This window comes from Nocardia sp. NPDC060255 (genome assembly GCF_042727395.1).
GTDB lineage: Bacteria > Actinomycetota > Actinomycetes > Mycobacteriales > Mycobacteriaceae > Nocardia.
In genome coordinates this window covers 507,082-529,286 of the sequence record NZ_JBHXAU010000001.1, presented here as the reverse complement: position 1 = coordinate 529,286, position 22,205 = coordinate 507,082, and the positions used below count along the sequence as shown (strand labels likewise).

General features: G+C 67.5%; 20 protein-coding genes. 7 read left to right on the top strand and 13 right to left on the bottom strand.

What is annotated here, in order from left to right:
* Window positions 1-294: 294 nt before the first annotated feature.
* The 3 genes from ACFWF1_RS02555 to fadD5 form a co-directional block, all read right to left on the bottom strand.
* On the bottom strand, window positions 295-726 hold the full coding sequence (locus tag ACFWF1_RS02555; RefSeq protein ID WP_379283266.1) for a hypothetical protein: 432 nt from the start codon (window positions 724-726) through the stop codon (window positions 295-297).
* Between the two features lie 120 nt (window positions 727-846).
* Window positions 847-1,452, bottom strand: coding sequence for a cysteine hydrolase (locus ACFWF1_RS02550; RefSeq protein ID WP_379283267.1), 606 nt, complete (start codon window positions 1,450-1,452; stop codon window positions 847-849).
* A gap of 28 nt (window positions 1,453-1,480) precedes the next feature.
* A complete protein-coding gene (gene fadD5 / locus ACFWF1_RS02545; RefSeq protein WP_379283268.1) occupies window positions 1,481-3,052 on the bottom strand; it encodes a fatty-acid--CoA ligase FadD5 in 1,572 nt (523 codons plus the stop codon).
* 342 nt (window positions 3,053-3,394) lie between these two features.
* On the opposite strand from fadD5, the gene ACFWF1_RS02540 reads away from it, so the two are divergent.
* A complete protein-coding gene (locus ACFWF1_RS02540; RefSeq protein ID WP_379283270.1) occupies window positions 3,395-4,369 on the top strand; it encodes an NAD(P)H-dependent flavin oxidoreductase in 975 nt (324 codons plus the stop codon).
* Between the two features lie 84 nt (window positions 4,370-4,453).
* Here the strand turns inward: ACFWF1_RS02540 and ACFWF1_RS02535 are convergent, their stop codons facing one another.
* Entirely contained in the window at window positions 4,454-5,878 is a 1,425-nt protein-coding gene (locus tag ACFWF1_RS02535; protein ID WP_379283271.1) for a PLP-dependent aminotransferase family protein, read from the bottom strand.
* 64 nt (window positions 5,879-5,942) lie between these two features.
* On the opposite strand from ACFWF1_RS02535, the gene ACFWF1_RS02530 reads away from it, so the two are divergent.
* Complete coding sequence (locus ACFWF1_RS02530) at window positions 5,943-6,281, top strand: cupin domain-containing protein (protein WP_379283272.1); 339 nt, start codon at window positions 5,943-5,945, stop codon at window positions 6,279-6,281.
* 1 nt (window position 6,282) lies between these two features.
* Here the strand turns inward: ACFWF1_RS02530 and ACFWF1_RS02525 are convergent, their stop codons facing one another.
* Complete coding sequence (locus tag ACFWF1_RS02525) at window positions 6,283-6,864, bottom strand: TetR/AcrR family transcriptional regulator (protein WP_379283273.1); 582 nt, start codon at window positions 6,862-6,864, stop codon at window positions 6,283-6,285.
* Between the two features lie 334 nt (window positions 6,865-7,198).
* Window positions 7,199-9,571 (bottom strand): flippase-like domain-containing protein, encoded by a 2,373-nt coding sequence (locus ACFWF1_RS02520; RefSeq protein ID WP_379283274.1) that lies wholly within the window; start codon window positions 9,569-9,571, stop codon window positions 7,199-7,201.
* Window positions 9,572-9,778: 207 nt separating this feature from the next.
* Between ACFWF1_RS02520 and ACFWF1_RS02515 the strand changes: the two genes are divergently transcribed.
* Together ACFWF1_RS02515 and ACFWF1_RS02510 are read left to right on the top strand one after the other, a co-directional pair.
* Entirely contained in the window at window positions 9,779-10,672 is an 894-nt protein-coding gene (locus ACFWF1_RS02515; protein ID WP_379283276.1) for a polysaccharide deacetylase family protein, read from the top strand.
* 22 nt (window positions 10,673-10,694) lie between these two features.
* Complete coding sequence (locus ACFWF1_RS02510) at window positions 10,695-11,531, top strand: SDR family NAD(P)-dependent oxidoreductase (protein WP_379283277.1); 837 nt, start codon at window positions 10,695-10,697, stop codon at window positions 11,529-11,531.
* On the opposite strand, the gene ACFWF1_RS02505 is transcribed toward ACFWF1_RS02510, so the two are convergent.
* From ACFWF1_RS02505 to ACFWF1_RS02485, 5 genes are all read right to left on the bottom strand, one after another.
* Window positions 11,532-12,302 (bottom strand): SDR family NAD(P)-dependent oxidoreductase, encoded by a 771-nt coding sequence (locus ACFWF1_RS02505; protein ID WP_379283279.1) that lies wholly within the window; start codon window positions 12,300-12,302, stop codon window positions 11,532-11,534. It lies immediately after the preceding gene.
* Window positions 12,289-13,080 carry a 2OG-Fe(II) oxygenase family protein gene (locus tag ACFWF1_RS02500; protein ID WP_379283280.1) on the bottom strand — a complete coding sequence of 264 codons (792 nt, stop codon included), beginning with the start codon at window positions 13,078-13,080 and terminating at the stop codon, window positions 12,289-12,291. The genes ACFWF1_RS02505 and ACFWF1_RS02500 overlap by 14 nt, the downstream gene beginning before the upstream one ends.
* Window positions 13,081-13,313: 233 nt before the next feature.
* Entirely contained in the window at window positions 13,314-13,688 is a 375-nt protein-coding gene (locus ACFWF1_RS02495; RefSeq protein ID WP_379283281.1) for a hypothetical protein, read from the bottom strand.
* Window positions 13,689-13,702: 14 nt separating this feature from the next.
* The gene (locus ACFWF1_RS02490) at window positions 13,703-15,346 is read right to left on the bottom strand and encodes a flavin-containing monooxygenase (protein ID WP_379283419.1); all 1,644 of its coding nucleotides are present in this window, start codon (window positions 15,344-15,346) and stop codon (window positions 13,703-13,705) included.
* 127 nt (window positions 15,347-15,473) lie between these two features.
* Window positions 15,474-16,964: an ABC1 kinase family protein gene (locus ACFWF1_RS02485; RefSeq protein WP_379283283.1), complete on the bottom strand. Its 1,491-nt coding sequence runs from the start codon at window positions 16,962-16,964 to the stop codon at window positions 15,474-15,476.
* A 106-nt stretch (window positions 16,965-17,070) separates the two neighbouring features.
* Between ACFWF1_RS02485 and ACFWF1_RS02480 the strand changes: the two genes are divergently transcribed.
* On the top strand, window positions 17,071-17,847 hold the full coding sequence (locus ACFWF1_RS02480) for a GntR family transcriptional regulator (RefSeq protein WP_379283284.1): 777 nt from the start codon (window positions 17,071-17,073) through the stop codon (window positions 17,845-17,847).
* A 137-nt stretch (window positions 17,848-17,984) separates the two neighbouring features.
* On the top strand, window positions 17,985-19,322 hold the full coding sequence (locus ACFWF1_RS02475; protein ID WP_379283285.1) for an ABC1 kinase family protein: 1,338 nt from the start codon (window positions 17,985-17,987) through the stop codon (window positions 19,320-19,322).
* Window positions 19,323-19,337: 15 nt separating this feature from the next.
* Here ACFWF1_RS02475 and ACFWF1_RS02470 read toward each other — a convergent pair whose 3' ends face one another.
* A complete protein-coding gene (locus tag ACFWF1_RS02470) occupies window positions 19,338-19,931 on the bottom strand; it encodes an SRPBCC family protein (RefSeq protein WP_379283286.1) in 594 nt (197 codons plus the stop codon).
* A gap of 125 nt (window positions 19,932-20,056) precedes the next feature.
* On the opposite strand from ACFWF1_RS02470, the gene ACFWF1_RS02465 reads away from it, so the two are divergent.
* Window positions 20,057-21,028, top strand: coding sequence for a DUF5996 family protein (locus ACFWF1_RS02465; protein WP_379283287.1), 972 nt, complete (start codon window positions 20,057-20,059; stop codon window positions 21,026-21,028).
* Here ACFWF1_RS02465 and ACFWF1_RS02460 read toward each other — a convergent pair whose 3' ends face one another.
* Complete coding sequence (locus ACFWF1_RS02460) at window positions 21,029-22,153, bottom strand: NAD(P)H-dependent flavin oxidoreductase (RefSeq protein WP_379283288.1); 1,125 nt, start codon at window positions 22,151-22,153, stop codon at window positions 21,029-21,031.
* Between the last annotated feature and the right edge of the window lie 52 nt (window positions 22,154-22,205).

The following is a 22,205-nucleotide window of genomic DNA, read 5'->3' as shown; positions in this document are numbered from 1 at the left end:
CCATCCCGAGACGCACTACCCCCGCAGCGGCGGCTCGTCTCGACCGCCCAGGTACACCCCCCGCGATTATGCCGAGATATCGCACTATGGAGAAGAGTCTTTTGCGCGGCCTGCGTCCCGCACCGCCGACAAGGCCGATTACTTACCGTTGCGACGTGAGCGAAAACTCCACCCGGCCGGCCGATGGACGCCCCGGCACGCTCCGAACGCTGGGGCGCTGTTGCGGGCGGCCATCGGCCACGCCCCGATCGGCGACCGCCGGACCCTGCTGGGGTCCGGCGCCTTATCAGCACATCAGCTGGCACGCAGGCCGATGATCAAACCGTCCTTGGTGCAGCTGGACGGTGTGGCCGGGTCGGGCTGGGCGCTGCACTGCCAGCCCTCGATCGTCTGGGTGTCGGTGTTGCTGACCGTCGTCGCGTAGGTCGTCGCGACATTGATCGCTTCGGTGCAGCCGACGCGGCCGGCCGGGGTGCCCACGGCGATGACGGTGCGGGTGCCGCCGCCCGCGTCGGTGACCGGGCCGCAGTCGACGTCCGCCACGGCGGCCGGGGCTTGTTTACTCGCCTCGGTGGTGCGGATGGGCGCCGCGGTGGCCGAGGTGGTGGCGGAGGTGCCGATGGCGTGCACCGTGTGATCCTCCGTGGCGGCCTTACTGCAACCGGTCGCACCGGCGACGACCGCGAGGGCGGTGGCGGCGACGATCCCGAGGTTGGTGAGTTTCACCGAGTTGGCTCCTGATCTCTTGGCGAAGCGACCGAGTCGGCGCGGCGGCACCGAGATTCGGCCATAGCGGTCCTGTTGCCAATACCCATTCCGGCCCGGCGCCACTCGTCCGGACCGAGATCAACGGCGGGTGATCAACTCCAGCGCCCGCGTCACGGACAGCGAACCAGCGGTGACGAGCTCGAGATTGGCCAGCGCCGCCTCGTGCGTTTCCGCGCTGGCCGCGGCGGTGCAGTCGGCCACGGGATGCACGGTGAAGCCGAGATCGGTCGCGTGCCGCGCGGTCTGCTCCACGGTCAGATTGGTCGCGACACCCGTGACGAACAGGGTGTCGATGCCCTGCCCGGCGAACCAGTCCGCCAGTTTGCTGCCCGCCAGCCCGGACAGCTTCTGGTTGTCGAATACCTCGGTGGCCTGTCCGGCTACCTCCGGGATGAGCTGAGCGCCAGGTGAATCCGGCCGGAACTCGGTCTGCGCCGCGCCCACCGATCGCATGAAGCCGGTGTTGCGTACCAGCTCACCCTCGCCGACCGGAATGGTGAAGCGGGTGCAGATCACCGGAACGCCCTGTGCGGCGGCGGCTTCGTGGAAGTCCACCGCGCGCGCGACGACCCCGCTGGCCGCGACCGGCGCCGCGAGCATGGGCCCGAAGAAGCCTTCGGGCTTGATCACATTCACCTGCCAGTGCAACGCGAGCACGGCCGCGCGGATACGAGGGATCGCCATCTCCCGACCCTACCTGCGGGTACTGACGTCAGCTCGAGTAATCCTTGCGCAGTTGAACTTTCGCGACCTTGCCGCTGGCATTGCGCGGAAGTTCCGCGACGAGCACCAGATCCTTGGGATGCTTGTAGCGCGCCAGGTTGTCGTTGAGGAACACCGTCAGCTCGTCCAGCGTCAGCTCGTCCTCCGGATTGTTCAGCGCGACAACGGCGACCGGCACCTCGCCCCACTTCTCGTGCGCCCGGCCGATCACCGCGGCCTCGCGGATCTGCGGATGCGCGAAGAGCACGTTCTCCACCTCGGCGCAGTAGATGTTCTCGCCGCCGGAGATGATCATGTCCTTCTTGCGGTCCACCACCCAGACGAAGCCCTCCTCGTCCTGGCTGACCAGGTCGCCGGAGTGGAACCAGCCGCCGGCGAACGCCTCCGCCGTCGCCTCGGGCTTGTTCCAGTAGCCCTGCATGAGTGTCGGCCCGCGATAGACGATTTCGCCGATCTCACCGGGCGCGACATCGTTCATCTCGTCGTCGACGACCCTGGCCTGAATGGTCGGGATGGGCTTGCCGACCGAGCCGAGCTTGCGCAGCGCGTCCTTGCCGTCGAGCACGCAGGTGATCGGTGACATCTCGGTCTGCCCGAACACCGCGACGTTGAACGCGTTCGGGAAGCAGTCGGCCATCGCCCGCAGCACCGTGTCGGAGGCGGGCGCGGCGCCCCAGCTGAGCGCGGTCAGCGCGAGCTTGCGCTCCTTGACCCTGGGTTCGGCGCAGATGGCCTGCCACTGCGCGGGCACGCAGAACGCGCTGGTCGCCTGCTCCCGCTCGACCGCGTCGAGGAATTCGGTGGCGTCGAACGCGCCGAGCGGATGCAGCACGGTCTTCGCGCCGAGCAGGAAACACGGTGCGAGACTGCCGAGTCCGGCGATGTGGAACAGCGGCGAGGTGCAGAAGCCGATCGAGCTTTGCTCGGTGGCGAGTGCCCGAATGACCGTCAGCGCTTGGGAATTCATGTTCGCGTAGGAGAGGATGGCGCCCTTCGGGCTGCCGGTGGTGCCCGAGGTGTACATGATCAGCGAGGGCGTGTCCTCGGGGATGTCGATCGGGGTATGCGGGTCACCGCCCTCGGCCAGCACGTCCTCGAAGCCGAATACGCCGTCCGCGCTCGGCCCGCCGATCACGAAACACGTTTCCAGCGTGGCGGATTGCGACTGCACGGCGGTGGCGAGCGGCAGCAGCACGGTGTCGGTGACGATCGCCTTCGCGCCGCTGTCGCTGACGATGTAGGCGACCTCGGGCGGGGTGAGGCGGAAGTTGACCGGCACCGCGATCGCGCCGAGCGCGTTGATGCCGAACACCGCCTCCACGTATTCGGGGTAGTTCAGCGCGAGGATCAGCACCCGGTCACCGAAGCCGACACCGCGGCGGGCCAGCGCGTCGGCGAACCGCAGCGAGCGCTCGTGCAGCTGCCGCCAGGTGGTGTCGGCGCCGCGGAACCGCAGCGCGACCGCGTCCGGGCGCATCTGCGCGTGCACGGCGATCTGGTTGTTCCAGTGATTGCGCCGCGACCGGAGCGGCTCGTCGAGCGCCTGCGCACGGGTGGTCATGCCACGAACTCCTCTCGCACCGTCACCTGCGTCGACCGGGCCGGCAGACAACTGTGACGGGCTGAACTGAGCGCAGAATATCAACTAACTTAACGTGACGGCAAGGGTTCGGGAGATGAACCGCGGTTAATCTGGGCGATGCGGCACCCGGCTCAGCAAAAGCAGCTTCAACTGCTACTTTGCGGCCACTCCTGGTTGTTCGGTCGCGGTGAGAACGTCTCGGGATCGACGTGACGATGCGAATGTCGGCTTACTTATGGGTTGAACCCGAGTGGATCCTCGTGTCACCATTCAGGTCTTCGGGCGAACTGGTACGCCCGCGCGAGGCAGAGGAGAAGCGCAATGCTGCGGACCAGGTTCACCGAGACCTTCGGCGTGCGACACCCGATCGTGCAGGGCGGCATGATGTGGGTCGGCCGGGCCGAACTCGTCGCGGCGGTCGCCAACGCGGGCGGGCTCGGCTTCATCACCGCGCTCACCCAGCCGACACCGGACGACCTGCGCCGCGAGATCGCCCGCACCAGGGAGCTGACCGACCAGCCGTTCGGCGTGAACGTCACCATCCTGCCGTCGATCAACCCGCCGCCGTACGCGGAGTACGTGCAGGCGATCATCGACAGCGGCGTCAAGATCGTCGAAACGGCGGGCAGCAATCCGGAGCCGTTCCTGCCGTACTACCAGGACGCGGGTATCAAGGTGCTGCACAAGTGCACCAGCGTGCGGCATGCGCTCAAGGCGCAGCGGATCGGCGTCGACGGCGTCAGCATCGACGGCTTCGAATGCGCGGGCCACCCCGGCGAGGACGACGTGCCCGGCCTGATCCTGATCCCCGCCGCCGCCCGGGTGCTCGACATTCCGATGGTGGCCTCCGGCGGTTTCGCCGATGCCAGCGGCCTGGTCGCCGCCCTCGCGCTCGGCGCGGACGGCATCAACATGGGCACCCGCTTCCTGTGCACCCAGGAGTCCGCGGTGCACCAGAAGGTCAAGGAACAGATCGTCGCGCACACCGAACGCGACACCCAGCTCATCTTCCGCACCATGCACAACACCGCGCGCGTCGCCGACAACGAGATCAGCCGCAAGGTCGTCGAGATCGAAAGGGCGGGCGGCACTTTCGACGACGTCCGCGACCTGGTGGCCGGCGCCCGCGGCCGCCGCGTCTTCGAGGAGGGCGACCTCGACGCAGGCATCTGGAGCGCGGGCCAGGTCCAGGGCCTCATCCACGACATCCCCACCTGTGAAGACCTCATCACCCGCATCGTCACCGAAGCCGAAACCCTCATTACCACCCGCCTAACCCAAACCGTCGTCGCCTGAACCCTTCTCGCCGACTTCACGTACGAAGCACGCTCTTGACGCACGTTGCAGCATGCGCCAAGAGCGTGTTTCGTACGTCAGGTGCTACATCGCTAGGGTTGGGGGTGCTGGGATTGGGTGGGTTGGGGGACGGTAGGTGCGCCAGGCTTCGGTGAGGCGGCGGGCTGCTTCGGTGAGGGTGTCCGGCGGGTGTAGGTAGTGGATGCGGACGTGGTGGTCGCTGGTGCCGATGGGGTCGAGGCCGCTGCCGGGCAGGATTGCGACGCCGTGGCGGAGGGCGGCCTGGGCGAAGGAGGTGCCGTCGCCGTAAGGCAGGCGTACCCAGAGGGTTTGGCCGCCTGCTACCGCTGGGGCGTGCCAATCCGGTAGTAGGCGAGCGAATTCGGCGCGTAGGTGGTCGTGTCTGGCCTTTCGTTCGGGTGCGAGTCGGGCGCAGACCGTGGCCAGGCGTGGCATCAGTTCGGCGGCGGCCAATTGGGTCGGCACGTCGCCGCCGAGGTCGTGTACCGCGCGGATTCGGGCGAGGCGGGCGATGGTCGATGCCGCGGCACGGACCCAGCCGACGCGGAGTCCGCCCCACACCGTCTTGCTCAGCGAGCCGACCGTGATCACCGCGTCCGAGTGGGCCGCCAGCGGCGGCGGCGTGCTGAACCCGGGAAAGCCGAGCTCGGCGAGCACCTCGTCTTCGATCAGCGGAACGCCCAGCGCGGCAGCGGTTTCCGCCAGCCGTATGCGGGCCAGCGGTGGCAGCACCGAACCGGTCGGGTTCTGAAACGTGGGAATCACATAGGCGAGCGCGGGGCGATGCTCGCGCGCGGCCGCGGCGAATCCGTCGAGCCCAGGGGAAAGGCCTTGGGCCACAGCCGCTTCCGCGCGAAAGGCTTCGAGCGCGGGCGGCGAGCTCGGCGCTTCCATCAGCACCCGGTCGCCCGGCTGGAGGAAACACCGGGCCAGGAGCGAAAGCGCCTGCTGCCCACCGGCGGTCACCAGGATCTGCTCGAAAGTGGTTGGCACGCCCCGGTTTCGGTAGTACTCGGCGACGGCGTGCCGCAGTCGCGGATGGCCGGTCGGGTAGTAGCCGATATCGCCGGTCGTCGCGGCGAGCTCGGGCAGGATTCGGGCGTAGCACTCGGTCAGTTCCGCCGGTGGCGAGTCGGGTGCCGCGCAGGCCAGCGGAATCACGTCGGCGCGCGGCTCGAGCAGGTCGAGAAAGACCGGCGCACTGGTGGTTTCGGCGGGCCTGGCGAGCGGCTGCCCGGCCACCCGGGTCCCGCTGCCCTGCCGACGGACGATCCGGCCTTCGGACTGCAGCAGGTCGTAGGCGGCGACCACGGTGCTGCGACCCACCGCCAGCGTGCCGGCCAGCACCCGGTCCGGCGGCAGCGTTGTGCCCGCGGGCAGCTCATCGTCATCGATCAGGTCACGCAGTCGCGCGGCCAGCAGTGCGTACAGCGCGCCACGGCCCGCCGACCAGCGGCCGAGGCGTTCGGCGACATTGATTGGGTCCATATCCAAACCAATTCTGCCCGATTGGCCATGGCCTCGCGACGACGGCCGTTCGACGATTACCGCCATGACAGCAGCAAGAATCACCGGTCCGGTGTCGATCGCGGACGTGGTCGCCGGGCTGCCCGGTCCCTTCCAGCAGCGCGAGCTGGCCGTCGTCAACGACACCGTGGTCCGCGTCGCCCAGCTGGCGGGCGAATTCCCGTGGCACCACCACGACGAGGACGAACTGTTCCTGTGCTGGGACGGCTCGTTCCGGATCGAGCTGGCCGGGCAGGACCCGGTCACTTTGCACCCCGGCGAACTGTTCGTGGTGCCCAAGAGCGTCCGGCACCGGCCTGTCGCCGAGCAGCCCGCGCACGCCCTGTTGATCGAGCGCCCGGAGACCGCGCAATACGGCAACTGAGTCAGACTGATCGGACCCGCCCGGACAGGCCGGGTCCGATCAGTTGTTCCAGGCGTTGATATGCCTCGGTGGGCGCCACCGGCGGGTCCGCGTCGGCGATCGCACCGAGCACGCCGACCACGCCCCAGGACAGGAACGTGACGGTCGAATCGAATTCGGCCTGGTCCATGTCGAGCAGCTCGGCAAGGCGCTCGGCGAGGATCTCGGCGACCATTTCCCGCGTCGTCCGCAGCAGCAGGGCACCGCTCTTGCGGCCGAGTAAGGCTTGATACACCTCAGGATTCGCGGCGGCCAGCTGGAACAGCGTGTGCACCGGCGCGAGTGGCGTCGCGTCGGCACCGGTTTCGGTGCCCGGCGCGGTCACCGCGGCACGCAGATAGTCGGTGCTGCTCAACAGCAGCAGGTCGTCCTTGTCGCGGAAGTGCGCATAGAACGTGGACCGTCCGACGTCGGCCCGGTGCAGTATGTCCCGCACCGAGATTCGGTCGTAGCCGCGCTCGAGCATGAGTTCGATCAACGCCCGATGGAGCAGGCTTTTGGTCCGCCGGACCCGGCGATCCGTGCTGCCCGTCAGCCTTTTCACTTCCGACGACAATGTGCCTCCCGTACAAATGTCGCGAATCCGTCCCGAATGGAACGGTTTCCGTGGTTTTGCCTCTGGTCGAAGTGGCGGCCCCCTCCCGACCATGAACACATGACCAAAAACGCACCCTAGTCTTCCATTCGACAGGGCCACCATGACACCGAAACCGGTGTTCTGCTTACCAAGTCACGGAGTTACCGCGCATTCGAGGCGATGGATGCGACAAAATGCCGATTCGAACTCGGTGCCGCACAATACCGACGCTTCCCGATGCTTGCTTCGATCTGGGGGCCTCCGCGACGGGAGTGCTGTTCGCTACCAAAGGAATCGGTGGCTAGATCATGTCCTTCGACGCCATCCAGCGCATCGTGAACCAGCCGCAGAGCACCGGCAGCCAGCAGGTGAGTACGCGATAGAGCAGGACCGACGGGACCGCGATGTCCAGTGGCACGTTGAACGCGCCGAGGCCACCGATCAGCGCTGCCTCGACCGCGCCGACGCCGCCGGGGGTGGGCGCCGCCGAGGCCAGCGTGCCGCCGATCATGGTGACGATGGTGACGGTGATGAAGGTGGTGCCGCCGCCGAAGGCTTCCACGCTGGCCCACAGTGCACCGGCCATGCCGAGGGTGATCGCGGCGCAGCCGAGAATGATCACCGAGAAACGCTTGGGATCGCGCGCCAGGTCGGCGAGCTCGCTGAGCACCTCCTGTAATTGCGGGCGCACCGAATTGTTCAGCCAGTGTCGCAATTTCGGCACGAACATGAAGGTGCCGATGATGCCGACGCCGACACCGGCGATCAGATACAACACCGTGGCGTCGGGGACGAAGTGGGAAAGGTCCGCGGAGGTGCCCGCCGCGACGCTGAACACGGCGAGCAGACAGAGGTGGGTGATCACCTGCACCGCCTGCTGCAGCGCCACCGCCGCGGTGGCGCGTACTGTGCCGACGCCGCCCTTCTGCAGGAATCGCACGCTCAATGCGAGCCCGCCCACCCTGGCCGGGGTGGTGGTCGCGGCGAAGGTATTGGCGATCTGCATGATCACCAGATTCTTGAAACTCACCGCGCCGGACGCACAGGCCCACAGTGCCGCCGCCGCACCGATATAGGTCAGGCAGGAGACCGCGAGCCCGAGCAGGGCCCACCACCAGTTGGCCGACTTCAGCTGGGTGAAGAAGGTCGGCACCGCGCTGATGAACGGGTAGGCAACGTAGACCAGCCCGATCAGCAGCACCAGCTGGATGATCTGGTTGCGGGTGAACCGGGTGATCTGCTCGGCCTGGATCCGATCCTGGCCGGTCTGCTTGCGCACCTCGTCGCGCGCGGCGCCCAGCGCGTCCTTCCAATCCGGGACCGTCTTGCGTAGTCCGGCGGGCATGGCGGACTTGGTGAGCCGGCTCGCGGCGGCGAGTACCGGCTGCTCGCCGAGGGCTTCGATGGCCGCGCTGACCGCGGGTTCCTTGCCGAAGATCGCGGTGGTCGACACCAGCAGCTGCGCGATGTCGGATTGCTGCTGCTTGAGCGAGGCGCCGTATTCGGAGCTGGCGAATCCGCCGAAAAGCGTGGTGCCGTTGTGGATTCGGATCTCGGTCGGGCGCAGGTCACCGTGCGAGATCTGGCCTCGGTGCAGGTCGTCGAGCGACTTCCACACTCCGGCCAGCTGCTCGACGGGCGCCTCGCTGATCCGGGTGCCCTTCGGCATGGTGTGTGCGTGCAGCATCCAGCCCCGGTCCAGCGCCGCGACGGCGACCGGCGTGCTGCTCGCCAGGCCGAGTTCGCCGACCGCGAGCGCCATCAGCGCGCGATGCTCGACGGCGCGATGCATGGATCCGTGCAGGGCCGCGGTTTCGCTGGCGCGGAAGGTGAGCCAGCGCCACAGCTGGCGCAGCGCGCCGAAGCTGCGCTGGTTCTTGCCGTACATCTCGATGACGAGCCCGCGTTCCGGCCCGTCGATGGCGGCGGCCAGGACCAGCGGGCCGCGCCCGGCCGGATGCACCACGGTGAATCTGGTGACCGTGTGCCCGCGTTTGGCCAGCACGCGCACCGCGGCATCGAGCGGCACCTCCAGCGCGGGCGTGCCGACGACGAGCACGATGACCGCGCCGACCAGCCAGCCCACGGCCAGCCCGAACATCGCCCGCGCGGGCACCACCGTGCTGACCACCAGGTGGATCGGCGCGAACGCCAGCAGCAGGAACCACAGATACCGCCGGGGACGGTTGGGCAGCCACGGACTCGACACCGTCAGCACGGCCGCCAGCATCGCGATCCAGCGCGGATCGTCCAGGAACTGCGACAAGAAGGTATCGAGCCGATCCGGCACCTGCAGATGCCATTTCGGCGCGGACAGGCCGGTACCGGTGATCGAGAGCAGCAGGCCGGCGGTCAGGCCCGCCGCCGCGTAACCGGCCAGCAGCTTCCACTGCCTGCCGATGATCAGCTCGAGCAAGATGGCGAACGGCAACGCCAGGATCGCCATGCCGTAGACGAGATAGACCAGGTTCGATTGGTCGGGATTCAGGAATCCGACGATGTTGGATACCGAACGTTCCAACGCAAGCCATTCCGGCCGGGTGATCACCGACGCGGCAACGACGATCGCCACCCACACCGCCGCCAAGACGACGCGGATGATGTCACTCGTCCGCCGGATAAGCGGCTGTAGCAGGTTGCCCGTAACCGGGATTTCCCGCCCATCGACTCGCATATATCGGCACTTTCGGATCGAGTTGGAGCTGCGTCGGCCACCCTCGCTCACCCTTTCGGTGAGTATGCAGGAGACCGGCGTGCACGATACACACCAACACGCCGCGCGCGCCCAGGCCAAATGTCGGCTGGTCCGGTGCGCTGTGCGGTATCTCACGCCATGCGGAGGTTGAACGTGACACTGGTGTCAGGTTTGAGAATTGACGGCATGGACAACGAGCTCTACGACTACAGCCCGATCACCGAGCGCGCGCCGATTCAGTGGCCCGGTAGCGCGCGGGTGGCCTTTTATGTCGGCCTCAACGTCGAGCACTATCAGGTGGACCGGCCCTCGACGAGCATCTTTCCCGGTACCGCGGGCCTCGCCCCCGATCCGTTGAACTACGGCTGGCGCGATTACGGCCCTCGGGTCGGCATCTGGCGCCTGACGGAGATACTGGACCGGCACCGGATCCGCGCCAGCGTGCTGCTCAATTCCGATGTGGTCCAGCACAATCCGCAGATCATCGCGGCGGGCCTGGCCAGGGACTGGGCCTGGCTGGCACATGGCAAGAACAACTCGATCTTCCAGGCCGGCATGACGATCGAGGAGGAGCGCGGCTATCTCACCGAGGTCGTCGAGACCATCGAGCGGGCCACCGGTCGCAGGCCGCGCGGCTGGATGGGGCCCGCGCTCACCGAAACCTTCCACACCCCGGCGCTGTTGGCCGAGCTCGGCCTGAACTATGTGCTCGACTGGACCAACGACGACCAACCGTATCCACTGAATGTGCCGGGGCTGCTGAGCGTTCCGTACACGGTCGAGTTGAACGACAACACGCTGTTCCTCGGCAAGGGGACCAGCGGGCCCGACTTCGTGCGGATCGTCAAGGATCAGCTCGACCAGCTCTACGCGGAATCGGCCGAGAGTGGCCGGGTGCTGGCGCTCGCGCTGCACCCGTTCGTGATCGGCCAGGCATTCCGGGCCAAGTATCTGGATCAGGCGCTCGAGTACGTGACGAATCATCCCGGCGTGTGGCTGACCACCACCGACGAGATCGCCGGGCATTTCGCGGGTGCTCTTGCCGAATCTGCCCGCGCCGAAGACGATCAGGTCAGTTAGCCCCAATGTTCAGGAGGCAGGGATGGCTGTGCAGGACCAGGATCTGACCGGGAAGACCGTGGTGGTGACCGGCGCGAGCTCCGGCATCGGCGCCGAGGCGGTCGCGACGCTGGCCGCGCGGGGTGCCACCGTCGCGGTGGTCGGCCGCTCGCCGGAACGGACGGCGGCGGTGGCGGCCGAGGCGGGTGCCGAGCCGTTCATCGCCGACTTCGCCCGCTTCGACGAGGTGCGCAAGCTCGCCGGCCAACTGCTCGACCGCTATCCGCGCATCGACGTGCTCGCCAACAACGCGGGCGGCTCCTGGCCCAAGCGCACCGCCACCGACGACGGCAACGAGCTGACCTTCCAGGTCAACCACCTGTCCCCGTTCCTGCTGACCGCCCTGCTGCTCGACCGGCTGGTGCAGTCGCAGGCCAGGGTGATCAACACGGCCAGCACGACCTACCGGATGGCCAGGCTGAATCTCGACACCGTCAACGCGACGTCGGGCTCGTTCAACCAGATGGGCGCCTACGCCGCGTCGAAGCTGGCGAACATCCTGTTCACCAGGGAGCTGGCCCGCCGCACCGCGGGCACCGGGGTGGTCACCGCCGCCTTCCATCCCGGTGCGGTCGCCACCCACGTGTACGACCAGGCGCCGCTGGGCCTCGGCCGGCTCATCCGATCCCCACTGTCCAAGCCGTTCTTCATCCGGCCGGACAAGGGCTCGGAACCGTTGGTGCACTTGGTGACCACGTCGGACGAGATCAACGGGCAATATTTCCACCGGTTCAAGCTGGAGCCGCCCAGCAACAGGCAGGCGGTGGATCCCGCTCTCGCGCAACAGCTGTGGGAGATGTCCGAGCGGGTCACCGGGTAGTTACTGTTCGGCCTCGGCGAGTTGTTCGTGGCGGCTGCCCTCCGCCTCGGGCTCCACGCCGACGCCGAACACACCGCCGGTGTAGCTGCCACGGTCGAGTTCGACGATCGCCTGCGCGACCTGCTCGGTGGGTACCAGCGCCGGAAAGCTGTTGGGCGCAATGCCATTGGCGCGCACCCCGAACTCGGCGAACTCGTCGGCGATGTTCCTGGTCAGCTGATTGAGCGCGGCCTTGGACGCCGAGTACAGCGTCTGTCCCGGGTACACCTCCGATCCGGAGATGCTGGAGACATTGACGATGTTCCGGTTCGCCGCGCGATTCTCCGGCCCGGCGTGCAGCCAGCACCGCTGCGCCAGCCGCGCCGAAAACCGCAGCGGCACAGCGACATTCAGCGTGAAATGCGGATCGAACTGCTCCAGCGCGGCATCGCCGTCGACGATGCCGCGCGGCTGCAGCTGGACGTGCGCCGCATTGTTGACCAGCAGATCGACCTTGCCGAACCGGGCGAGCGCGAGGTCGACCACCCGCTCCACCTCGCCCGGCGCGGTGAGATCGGCGCGAACCACGTAGACGCGCGAATCGTTCTCCGGCACCGTCTTTCCCGGCTCCAGCGGATCGACGAACCACTCGAGCTGCGACGGCACCGCGGGCGTGCGGGTGCGGCAGACGGCGACGATGTCGTAGTCGGTGTAGTAGGAGCGGCAGAACACGTTGCCGAGCGTGCCGCCCGCGCCCGTGATCAGGCAGACCCGGCGTTCACCAGTAGACAATGCGATCTCCTCCCCAACGCTCGATCGCTTCGTCCTTGGTCCGGTGCACCCACATGACCACGCTGTTGCGGTCCTTGGTGTTGCCGCCCGCGAAGGTGTGCCAGGTGCGCGGCGTGACCTCGAACAGGATGAGCGAATTGTCCAGCGGCGGAACGAGGGTCAGCTCCGGCAGCTTGTCGCCCTCGGCGATGTGGTCGTAGAGCGCGGTCTCGCCGCCGTCGCCCGGCTGCCAGCCGGGGTTGCCGAAATAGAACAGCATCGCGACCGCGCGCACCGACTCGCGGGCGACCACACCCGCCTCGCGCGTACCGAATTTGGTATCTACCCCGCCGCCCGGCAGCCGCACCTCATCGGGGCCGGGCGCTTCGCCGGGGAACCACGCGGGATTGAGATCGTTGTGCGGCCACCCGTACGGCGCGCCCGGCGAATGATGGTGCACCGAACCCTCGACGTCACCGGTCGCGGTGACGCCGCCGATCCCGGCGACCAGATCGTGCCACTCGCGGGAGGTGAACACCGCGAGCGAGGTGTCGCGCAGATCGGCGAGGCGGATCCCGTCGGCGCTGTAGTTCGTCGCGACCTGACCGGCCAATTCGGGGCGATCGCGCTGGACGCGCGCCAGATCATCGGTCATCCGCTGATAGAACTCCGGCACGAACACGTCCCTGGCGTACACGTGCGGGAACGGCTGACTGCGCCGGATCCAGCGCCGATGGGCGAACAGATCCGCGAACCGCTCCGGCCGCGCCGGCGCTTCCAGTACCGACTCGGTTGTCACATCATCACTCCCTCCCGATCGAACCACTCGCGATCATATTGCCCGGATATCGCCGCGCGCAGGTGGTGTTCGTTTTGTGCGCGAGCGACGGAGGGCGGTGCGAGAGGTTGGACCGGGGCGGCGTCTGGACAGGCTCGATCAGCTGGCGCTGAGGCGCGGGAACCACCAGTTCCAGCACCCCATGATCTGCATCAGTGCGGGCACCATGATCAGCCGGATCACGGTCGCATCGACTACGGCAGAGATTCGCCGGCGGGCCGCGCGCCCGAGAGACGCGCGCCGAGGAACGCGAGGTAGGCGATGAAGCCGACCGAGCCGATCGGCCTGCTGCGGCGGAACGTGATCGCCAGTCCCAGCACCATTTCGGTCAATCCATTGCGGTAGGTCCAGCGGCGGGTGGCGCGGGGAAAGGCTCGCGCGGTCAGCGGATCGAAGGCGCGCGGCGCCGTGAAGTGTGCCGCGCCGGTCCCGGCCAGCCCGAGCCCGAATGCCCGCGCGCGCAGGCTGTCCGGGGTCCGTGCGGTGAGCACGACGGGATGCTGGGGTGGCTTGCCCGCCGCGAGCGCCCGAGTCGCCTTGCGCCGCTTGCGACGGCTGCTGCTGCGCATGTTTCTCCTCGGCATTAGGTGCGGACGCTCAGTCTGCGGCTGCGGAAGAACTCGGCGAGGTCCTCGTTGGTGAACGAGTCCGGCCGGACGTCCTCGATGCCGCCGGTGTACGTGGCGGCAGTGTCTCCCGCCAGCTTGGTGAACGCGTAGTGATCGAACGGGAAATGCTTGTTCCCCCACCACATTTCGAGATGTGTACTCGGCCGAATCGCCGCCGGGTCGCCCTGATAGTTGACGTAATACGTATTGGAGTCGGCACACGCGTCGGACAGCCACATCGTCTGCGACCCGCGCCGCACGCACTGCTGGAAGTAGGCGTCGTGCGGTTCCTGTTTGATCTCCACCGCCGTGGCGCCGCGCCTGCGCGCCTCCTTGATCGCCCTGGCCGCGTGCCTGGTGGTGCACTCGATCATCGCGAGATAGGAGCCTGCCGCGAACCCGTACGGCCCGGTGATCAGGAACAGATTCGGGAACTTCGGCACCGTCACGCCCTGGTACGCCTGGTAGTGGTTGCGGTCCCAGAACTCGCCGAGATCGAGGCCGTCCCGGCCGGCCAGCGGATACGGCGGCGTGAAGCCCTTGTCCATCACCCGGAATCCGGTGGCGCACACCAGCACATCGGCCTTGCGCAGCACCCCGTCCGCGGTGACCACGCCGGTCTTGGTGACCTTCTCGATCGGGTCGGTGACCAGCTCGACGTGGTCCCGGGTGAACGTGCGCAGGTACCGGTTCGACACCGACGGGCGCTTGCAGCCCGGCGCGTAATCCGGCGTCAACCGTTGCGCCAGTTCGGCATTGCCCGGCAGCTGCGCCCGATACAGCGCACCGCCGCCGCGCTGGGCGAGCTTGACCACGCCGGGAATCTGGCTGTGGAACACCCCGACACCGGAGATGCCGAAGTCGATGCCGAGCGTCACCGCCGCGCGCAGTAGCCGGCGCAGCGGACCCACATTGACCATGATGTTCTTCGCGAACGCCGGAATCGGGAAGTCCGGTTTCGGGGCGACCCAGATCGGCCGCCGCTGGAACACGGTGAGGTTCGTCGCGATGTCGGCCATCTCCGGAATCAGTTGCAGCGCAGTGGCACCCGTCCCGATGACGGCGATTCGCTTGCCCGCGTAGTCGTAGTCGTGGTCCCACTGCGCGGTGTGCACGATCTTGCCGCCGAACTTGTCGATGCCCTCGATGTCGGGCATCTTCGGCACCTCCAGGCCGCCGACGGCGCCGACGACGAACCGCGAGGTCACCACCTGGCCGGTGTCGAGCTTGCCGCGCCAGAGATGATGCCGCTCATCCCACTCGCCGCCGACCACCTTGGTGTTCAACAGGATTCGCGACCGCAACCCGTACCGGTCGACCACCTGGTCGGCGTAGGCCTTCACCTCGGCGCCCGGCGCGAACATGCGCGACCACACCTTGGGCGGCTCGTAGGAGAAGCTGTAGTAAACCGACGGAATGTCCACCGCCACACCGGGATAGGTATTGGCCTGCCAGGTGCCGCCGATATCGCTGTTCTTGTCGACGATCAGAAAGTTGTGGATTCCGGCCTTGCGGAGTTCGACGCCCATCCCGATGCCGCCGAAGCCCGCGCCGATCACGACGACTTCGAAATCGGGTTGTTCGACCGAACGCGAGTGCGCCGCCTGCGCAGGTGCTATCGACACGGTGTACCTCCGTTGGTAGTGCTACATCGACGATAGCACTGTCTGGGACAGTGTGACCAGATCTGCGTACGGCAGAAAGCACCCGCCCACGAGGCGAGGACTTTGTCTGCGAGCTACCTGATCAGCCGACCGACATCTGCCGGTTGTCCGTGTCGTTTCGCCGCTTGCGTGCCGCGGCCAAGTCCACCGGACGATCCGGGTCGGGCTCGTCGACGGTCCCGAGCGCCGCGGCCAGACCCGGCATCCAGCGCAGGATCTCCTCGCGGTACGGGCCCTCGGTCTCCAACTGGCTCAGCACGCCGATCAGGGTGAGCGCGGCCCTGGCGAACGGGGTGAAGTAGGCGGGCATGGTCATCTCGCGCACCACATTCGACAGCCGCGGGTTGGTGGTGCGCAACACCTGCTTGCGCAGCCAGGGCGTCGTCATCCGATACGTCGCGTGCTTGAACGGTTCACTGCACGGTTCGACGATGGCGTAGAGCTCTTCGACGTCGAAGGCGCGCCCGGTCGTGACGAACCCGTGCCGCCGGGTCGCCACCTCCAGCTTCTCCGGCCCACCGCCGTTGAAGAAGGCCTTGCAGTAATCCAGCGCCAGTTCCTCGAAACCCTCTGGCGGCCAAGCGCAGCAGGCCCCGAAGTCGACCACGCCGAGCCGTCCGTCCGGCAGCACCCGGAAGTTGCCGGGATGCGGGTCGGCGTAGAGCAGTCCGTGCCGTCCCCAGCCCGAGGTGACGAAGCGGACCATCAGCATGCCGACGCGATCACGCTCGGCCTGCGCACCGGCGGCCACGATGCGGGTGAGCGGGGTGCCCTCGACCCACTCGGTGATCAACACGTCGCCGCGCTGCGCGATCACCTGCGGCACATAGAATTCCGGATCGTCGGCGTAGGCAGCGGCGAAGGTGCGCTGATGCTCGGCCTCGGCCGCGTAGTCCAGTTCCTCGCGCACGCAGTCGCAGATCGCCTCGGTGACCGCCTTGACGTCGGCGCCGGGCAGGAAAACGGTGGCCAGATGCGAGATCCGGCGCAGTTGCTCGAGATCGCCTTCGACGGCCTGTCTGCCACCGGGGTACATCACCTTGACCGCGACCTGCCTGCCGTCGTGCCACACCGCGCGGTGCACCTGGCCGAGCGAGGCCGCCGCCGCGCGCCGGTCGTCGAATTCGCGGAAATGCCAGCGCCAGTCCTCGCCCATGCTGGCCGCGATCGCCTCGTGCACGGTTTTGGGCAGCATGATCGGCGCCGCGTCCTGCAGCTGGCTCAGTGCGATCCGGTACGGCTCGGCGATCTCCGGCGGCAGCGCGAGTTCGTAAATGGCAAGCAGCTGACCGAGTTTCGCGGCGCAGCCCTTCAGCTCGCCGAGTACCTCGAACATGTGCTGGGCGGTGCGCATCTGGATGTCTCGATTGACTTCTTCGGACGATCTGCCGAGTGCCCGCTTGCCGACGCCCGCGGCCTGCCGTCCGGCGAAGGCCAGCGGCAGCGCGGCCAGCTTGGCATTGCGAACAGTAGCGCGAACTGGGGGTTTGCCGTCGGACCTCGACGCGAACAGGCGGGAGCGCCTGCCCGTTGAACCCTCGTCAGAACTGTCGCCGCTGCGCCGGATCGCCATGACTCACCTCACACTGTGCGCGGACCAGTGTTGCACACGTGCAGTCTGGCACAGTAGGGCTTAGACTGTCTGGGACGTAATCTAACGTAGTCGAAAGGTGACTTCGATGGGATCCCAGACGGTAGTCGCCGACGTTGCCGATGAGTTGGCACGCCGGGTTGCCGCGGGGGAGTATCAGCCGGGGGACCTCATGCCGTCCGTGCGCCAGGTAGCCGAAGAGTTCGATATGAACCGGGCGACCGCGCAGCTGACGCTGGGGCGGCTGGAGACAAACGGGTTCGTCGAGGCGCGCCGCGGCAAGGGTTTCACCATTCGGGACGTCCGCGAGGCGGGCGGCGTCGATGTGTACCGGCAGCTGTTCCGTTTCTCGATTCCGATGCCGGACATCGCGATAGAGATGTTCCGCGACATCGTCGACGTCGAGCGCGGCATCGTGATGGAGACGCTGCTCGCCTACACGGGCAGCGATCAGGCGATCGATCAGGCCGAACTCAAGGCCGAGATCGACAAGCTCGAAGCCATTGCCCGGCAGGACGATCCGGACCTGCGCCAGATTCTGGCCATCGAGGTCGGCCTGGTGCGCAGGCTGCTCACCGCGCTCGGCCTCACCATGCAGCGGGCGATTCTGAACTCGGTCGGCGAGATGGTGCTCGAGGTGCCGGAGGCGGTCGAGGCGTTCTTCGCGGGCGCGCCGGACCTGCACGTGCTGGTCTGGCGGGCGCTCGCGGCGGTGTGGGACTCCGGTTCCGGGCCGTCCGAGGCGCAGGTGGCGCTGTTCGAGGACCTGTTCGGGATGTATCACGAGAAGGTGATCATTCGCTTCGACGAGCTGGTCGGCGCATCCGACGAGCAAACCGACGCGGGACACGCGGCCACCGCCTGACGGTGCGCATCGCCCGGTCACGCCCGGCATGTGCCGCTTTTTCGCGCCCGGAATTCTGCGGCCGCTGACGTATCGCCCCATTGCTTCGCTGTCTCAGACAGAATAGGGTAGGCGGTACGCACCGAAGCGAGGTAACCATGGCAGGCAGTAGGCGTAAGGGTTTGGCGCGGTCGGCGAAATTGGCCGGGCTGCCGATGGGCATCATGGCCCGCCGGGTCACCGCCACCGGTCGCGCGATGATGACCGGCGTACCGCGCGGCGAACTCGACGACGAGCTCATCGACAAGGCTGCGGATCAGATGTTCGCGGTGCTCGGCGAGCTCAAGGGCGGCGCGATGAAGCTCGGCCAGGCGTTGAGCGTGGCCGAGGCCAGCATCCCGCCGCGCTTCGCGGACCGCTACCGCGAGGCGCTCACCCGGCTGCAGTCGCAGGCGCCGCCGATGCCGACCAGTTCGGTGCACCGGATGCTCACCGAACAACTCGGCACCCGCTGGCGCGAGCGCTTCACCGAGTTCGACGACGAGCCGGTCGCCGCCGCCAGCATTGGGCAGGTGCACCGGGCCGTGTGGCGCGACGGCCGCACCGTCGCGGTGAAGGTGCAGTATCCGGGTGCCGACACGGCATTGATGTCGGACCTGAAGATGCTCCAGATGTTCTCCGGCGCTTTCGGTCTCATGCTGCCCGGCGCGGACGCCAAGTCGCTGATCGCGGAGTTCATCGACCGCACCGCCGACGAGCTCGACTACCGGATCGAGGCGGATCACCAGCGGCGCTTCGCCAAGGTGTTCGCGGGCGACCCGTCCTTCCAGATACCCAAGGTGATCGCGAGCGCACCGAAAGTGCTTGTCTCCGAATGGATGCATGCCACCCCGCTGGCGAAGATCATCGTCGATGGCACCAAGGCGCAGCGGGATCGGGCGGGACGACTGCTGGTCGAGTTCTCGCTGTCCTCGCCGGTGCGGGCCGGCTATCTGCACTGTGACCCGCATCCGGGGAACTTCCAGCTGCTCGACGACGGTCGCCTGGGGGTCATCGACTTCGGCGCATCGATCGCACTCCCGGAGGGGATTCCGGCGGTGATCGGTGAGCTGGCCCGCTGCGCGATGCAGGAGGACTACGACCGGTTGGTAATCGTGCTGCGGGACAACGGTTTCGTGCGTCCGGGTCACGCGCTGGAGCTCGGCCCGATCGAGCGGCTGGTCGCGCCGATCGTGGCGCAGCTCAGCGGTGACAGCGTGCACATCAGCCGAGAACTGTTGCAGGGGCACACCGCTCGCGCACTCGACATGAAGAACGTGTCGCTGACCAATACGCGGGCGGTGAAAGCGCCCACCGAGATTCCGGAGCTGGCCATGCTCGGCCGGGTGTTCGCCGGCGTCGTCGGGGTGTGTGCCCAGCTCGACGCGGAAGGTCCGTTCGTCGAGCTGGTTTCCCGCTGGCTGCCGGGTTTCGGCGAAGACGGCGCCGCCGCTTAGCGCGAATCGATCGAATCAGATTCGAGTGGCCAGTCCGCCCAGGCTCCACCGGGCGAGCGGACGGGCCAGCGGGGCGAAGAGCTGATACGGCAGCAACCACCCGAAGCGCGGTTGCGCGGCCAGTGTCCAGGTGAGTGTCGTCGCGCCGGAATCCGTTGGGCTGAGCGCGTATTCCTCGACGATCGACTTCATGACGAACGGCACCGAGGAGGTGGTCGCGGTCAGTGCGAGCCGATGACCCTCCTCCCGCGCGACCACCTGTTCCGCGCCGGCCACCAGCAAACCGTCGAAGACACGGGTGGCGCCGACGGTGTGGCCTTGGTCGCGGTAGCGCATGCCGTTGATCAACGGCAGCCAGGAGAACAGTCCGTTGGTGTCGAGCGCGGCCCACACCCGATCCGGTGCCGCGTCGAAGGTGCGCTCGGCGGTGACCACGAACGCCGCCTTGTTGTCGACGAAGTGCCGGAGTTTGCCTGCGCTGATCGGTTTCAGCGCAGTGCCGCCGCCCGCGAGCGTCGCCTTGGTCCAGTGCCGCAGTACGACGAGCGTTGCCGCTCCGGCAAGGGCGAGGACAACCAATACGGCGGCGATGATGATCCAGATCGTCATGCGGCGAAGCCTGTATAGCAGTGGGCCATTCGCAGAGACTACACTGTCTCAGACAATGAAGTGTGACTCTCGGGAAGCGGCTCGGCTCGCAGAACTAGCAGGGTTACCGGCGTACCGTTTTCCCCATGACCGTCTCATTCGAGCCGTTGCCCGCGATTCCGCTGGAGTCCTGGCGGCCAACCAAGGAGACACTGCATCGCTTCGCCCAGATCGTGGGCAAGGTGGCGCTGGCGAAAGGCGTCCGGCGCAACCACTGGTGGCATATGACCTATCGGCTCACCGCACGCGGCTGGACCACTGTCCCGCTCGGCTCAGCCCGCAACGGCCCGGTGTTCACCTGCGCGTTCGACTTCTTCGATCATGTGCTGCGGATCGCGACGGATCAGGGGACACAGGTCGAGATCGACCTCATCGACCAGTCGGTGGCCACCTTCTACGGTGATGTGATGAACGGCCTGCGCGATCTGGACGTGGATGTCGTTCTCGCGCATCCACATCCGTTCGATCTGCCGGACGTGCGCCGGCCGTTCGAGGACGACGACGAGCACCGTGACTACGACGCGGCTAAGGCGCAGCACGCTTTTCGGGTGCAGAGCCAGGTCGGGCGGGTGCTGGAGGAGTTCAGCGCGACCTACTCCGGCAAGATCAGCCCGGTCCAATTGTTCTGGCACACCTTCGATATCGCGGTGCAGCGTTTCTCGCCGCGGCACATCGAGCTGCCCGAGACGGTGGATTCGGTGACCCGCGAGGCGTACTCCCGCGAGGTGATCAGTTCCGGATTCTGGTTCGGCGACGACAAGGTGCCCGAGCCGACCTTCTACTCCTACACCGCACCCGAACCCGCCGGACTGGCCGAACGTCCACTGACCCCGGCGGCCGCCCACTGGGTCGCCTCCGGCGCGGGCCACTCGGCCTACTACCCGTACGACGCCGCCCGCGCGACCGCCGACCCGGTCGGCGCCGCACTCGAGTTCTTCCAGTCCGTCTACGCGAACGGCGCCGAGCTGGCCGGGTGGGACACCGACCAGCTCACCTGCTGGGGCGGCGTCACCGACCCGGTGCTGCGCGAAAAGGGCTGGCCGGAATGGCCGGAATAGCTACAGACTGCCGTTGAGTTTGTTCAGCCGGTCGCAGGCCTCGACGTACTCTTGGATCAGCCGATTCACCACGTCGGCGGAACGCTCGACCTTGGTCATCATGCCGACCACCTGGCCGACCGGGTTGAAGTTCACGTCCTTGGCGGCCTCGGGATAGCGGTGTCCGCGCTTGACGCCGTCCAGTGCCACCATCATCTGCAGCGGCATGGGCAGCGGGTCCGGGGTGTCGGCCTGCTCCCAGGCGTCGGTCCAGTCGTTGCGCAGCATCCGGCACGGCTTGCCGGTCCACGAGCGCGAGCGCACGGTGTCGTGGCTGGACGCGTCGATATAGGTCTGCATCTGCGCGGGCGGCACATTCGCCTCCTCGACGGTCAGCCACAGCGAGCCGGTCCACGCACCCGCCGCGCCCATCGCCAGCGCCGCCGCCACCTGGCGGCCGTTGCCGACGCCGCCCGCGGCGAGCACCGGCAGGTCGCCGACGGCGTCGATCACCTGCGGCCACAGCACCAGCGAGGAGATCTCGCCGCAGTGCCCGCCGCCCTCGGTGCCCTGGCAGACCACGAAGTCCAGGCCCGCGTTCTTGTGGTTGAGCGCGTGTTTCACCGAGCCGCACAGCGCGCCGATGAGCCGGCCGGAGTCCTGCACCTGCTTGATCACGTCGTCGGGCGGGGTGCCGAGGGCATTGGCGACCAGCTTGGCCTTCGGGTGCCGCAGGATCACCTCGACCTGCGGTGCCGCGGTCGTCGCGGTCCAGCCGAGCAGCTGGTTGTGCCGCTCGCCGTCGGGCAGCGCGGGCACGCCGTGGTCGGCCAGGATCTTCTCGGCGAAATCGCGGTGGCCGTGCGGAACCAGTTCCGCCAGTTTGGCTTCCAGCTCGTCGGGGGTGAGGCCGTCGATGCCCTTGCCCTCGTATTTGCTCGGGATCACCAGGTCGACGCCGTACACGCCGTGCACATGTTCGTCGAGCCAGCTCAGCTCGACCTCTAACTCCTCGGCCGTGAAGCCGACCGCACCGAGCACGCCGAGTCCGCCGGCATTGCTGACCGCGGCCGCCACGTCGCGGCAGTGGGTGAACGCGAAGATGGGGAATTCGATCCCGAGCCGTTCGCAGATTTCGGTACGCATGGCGTGCTGGTCTCCCTCGCTGCCGCGGCGCCGCGAACGACGCACCGCAGCT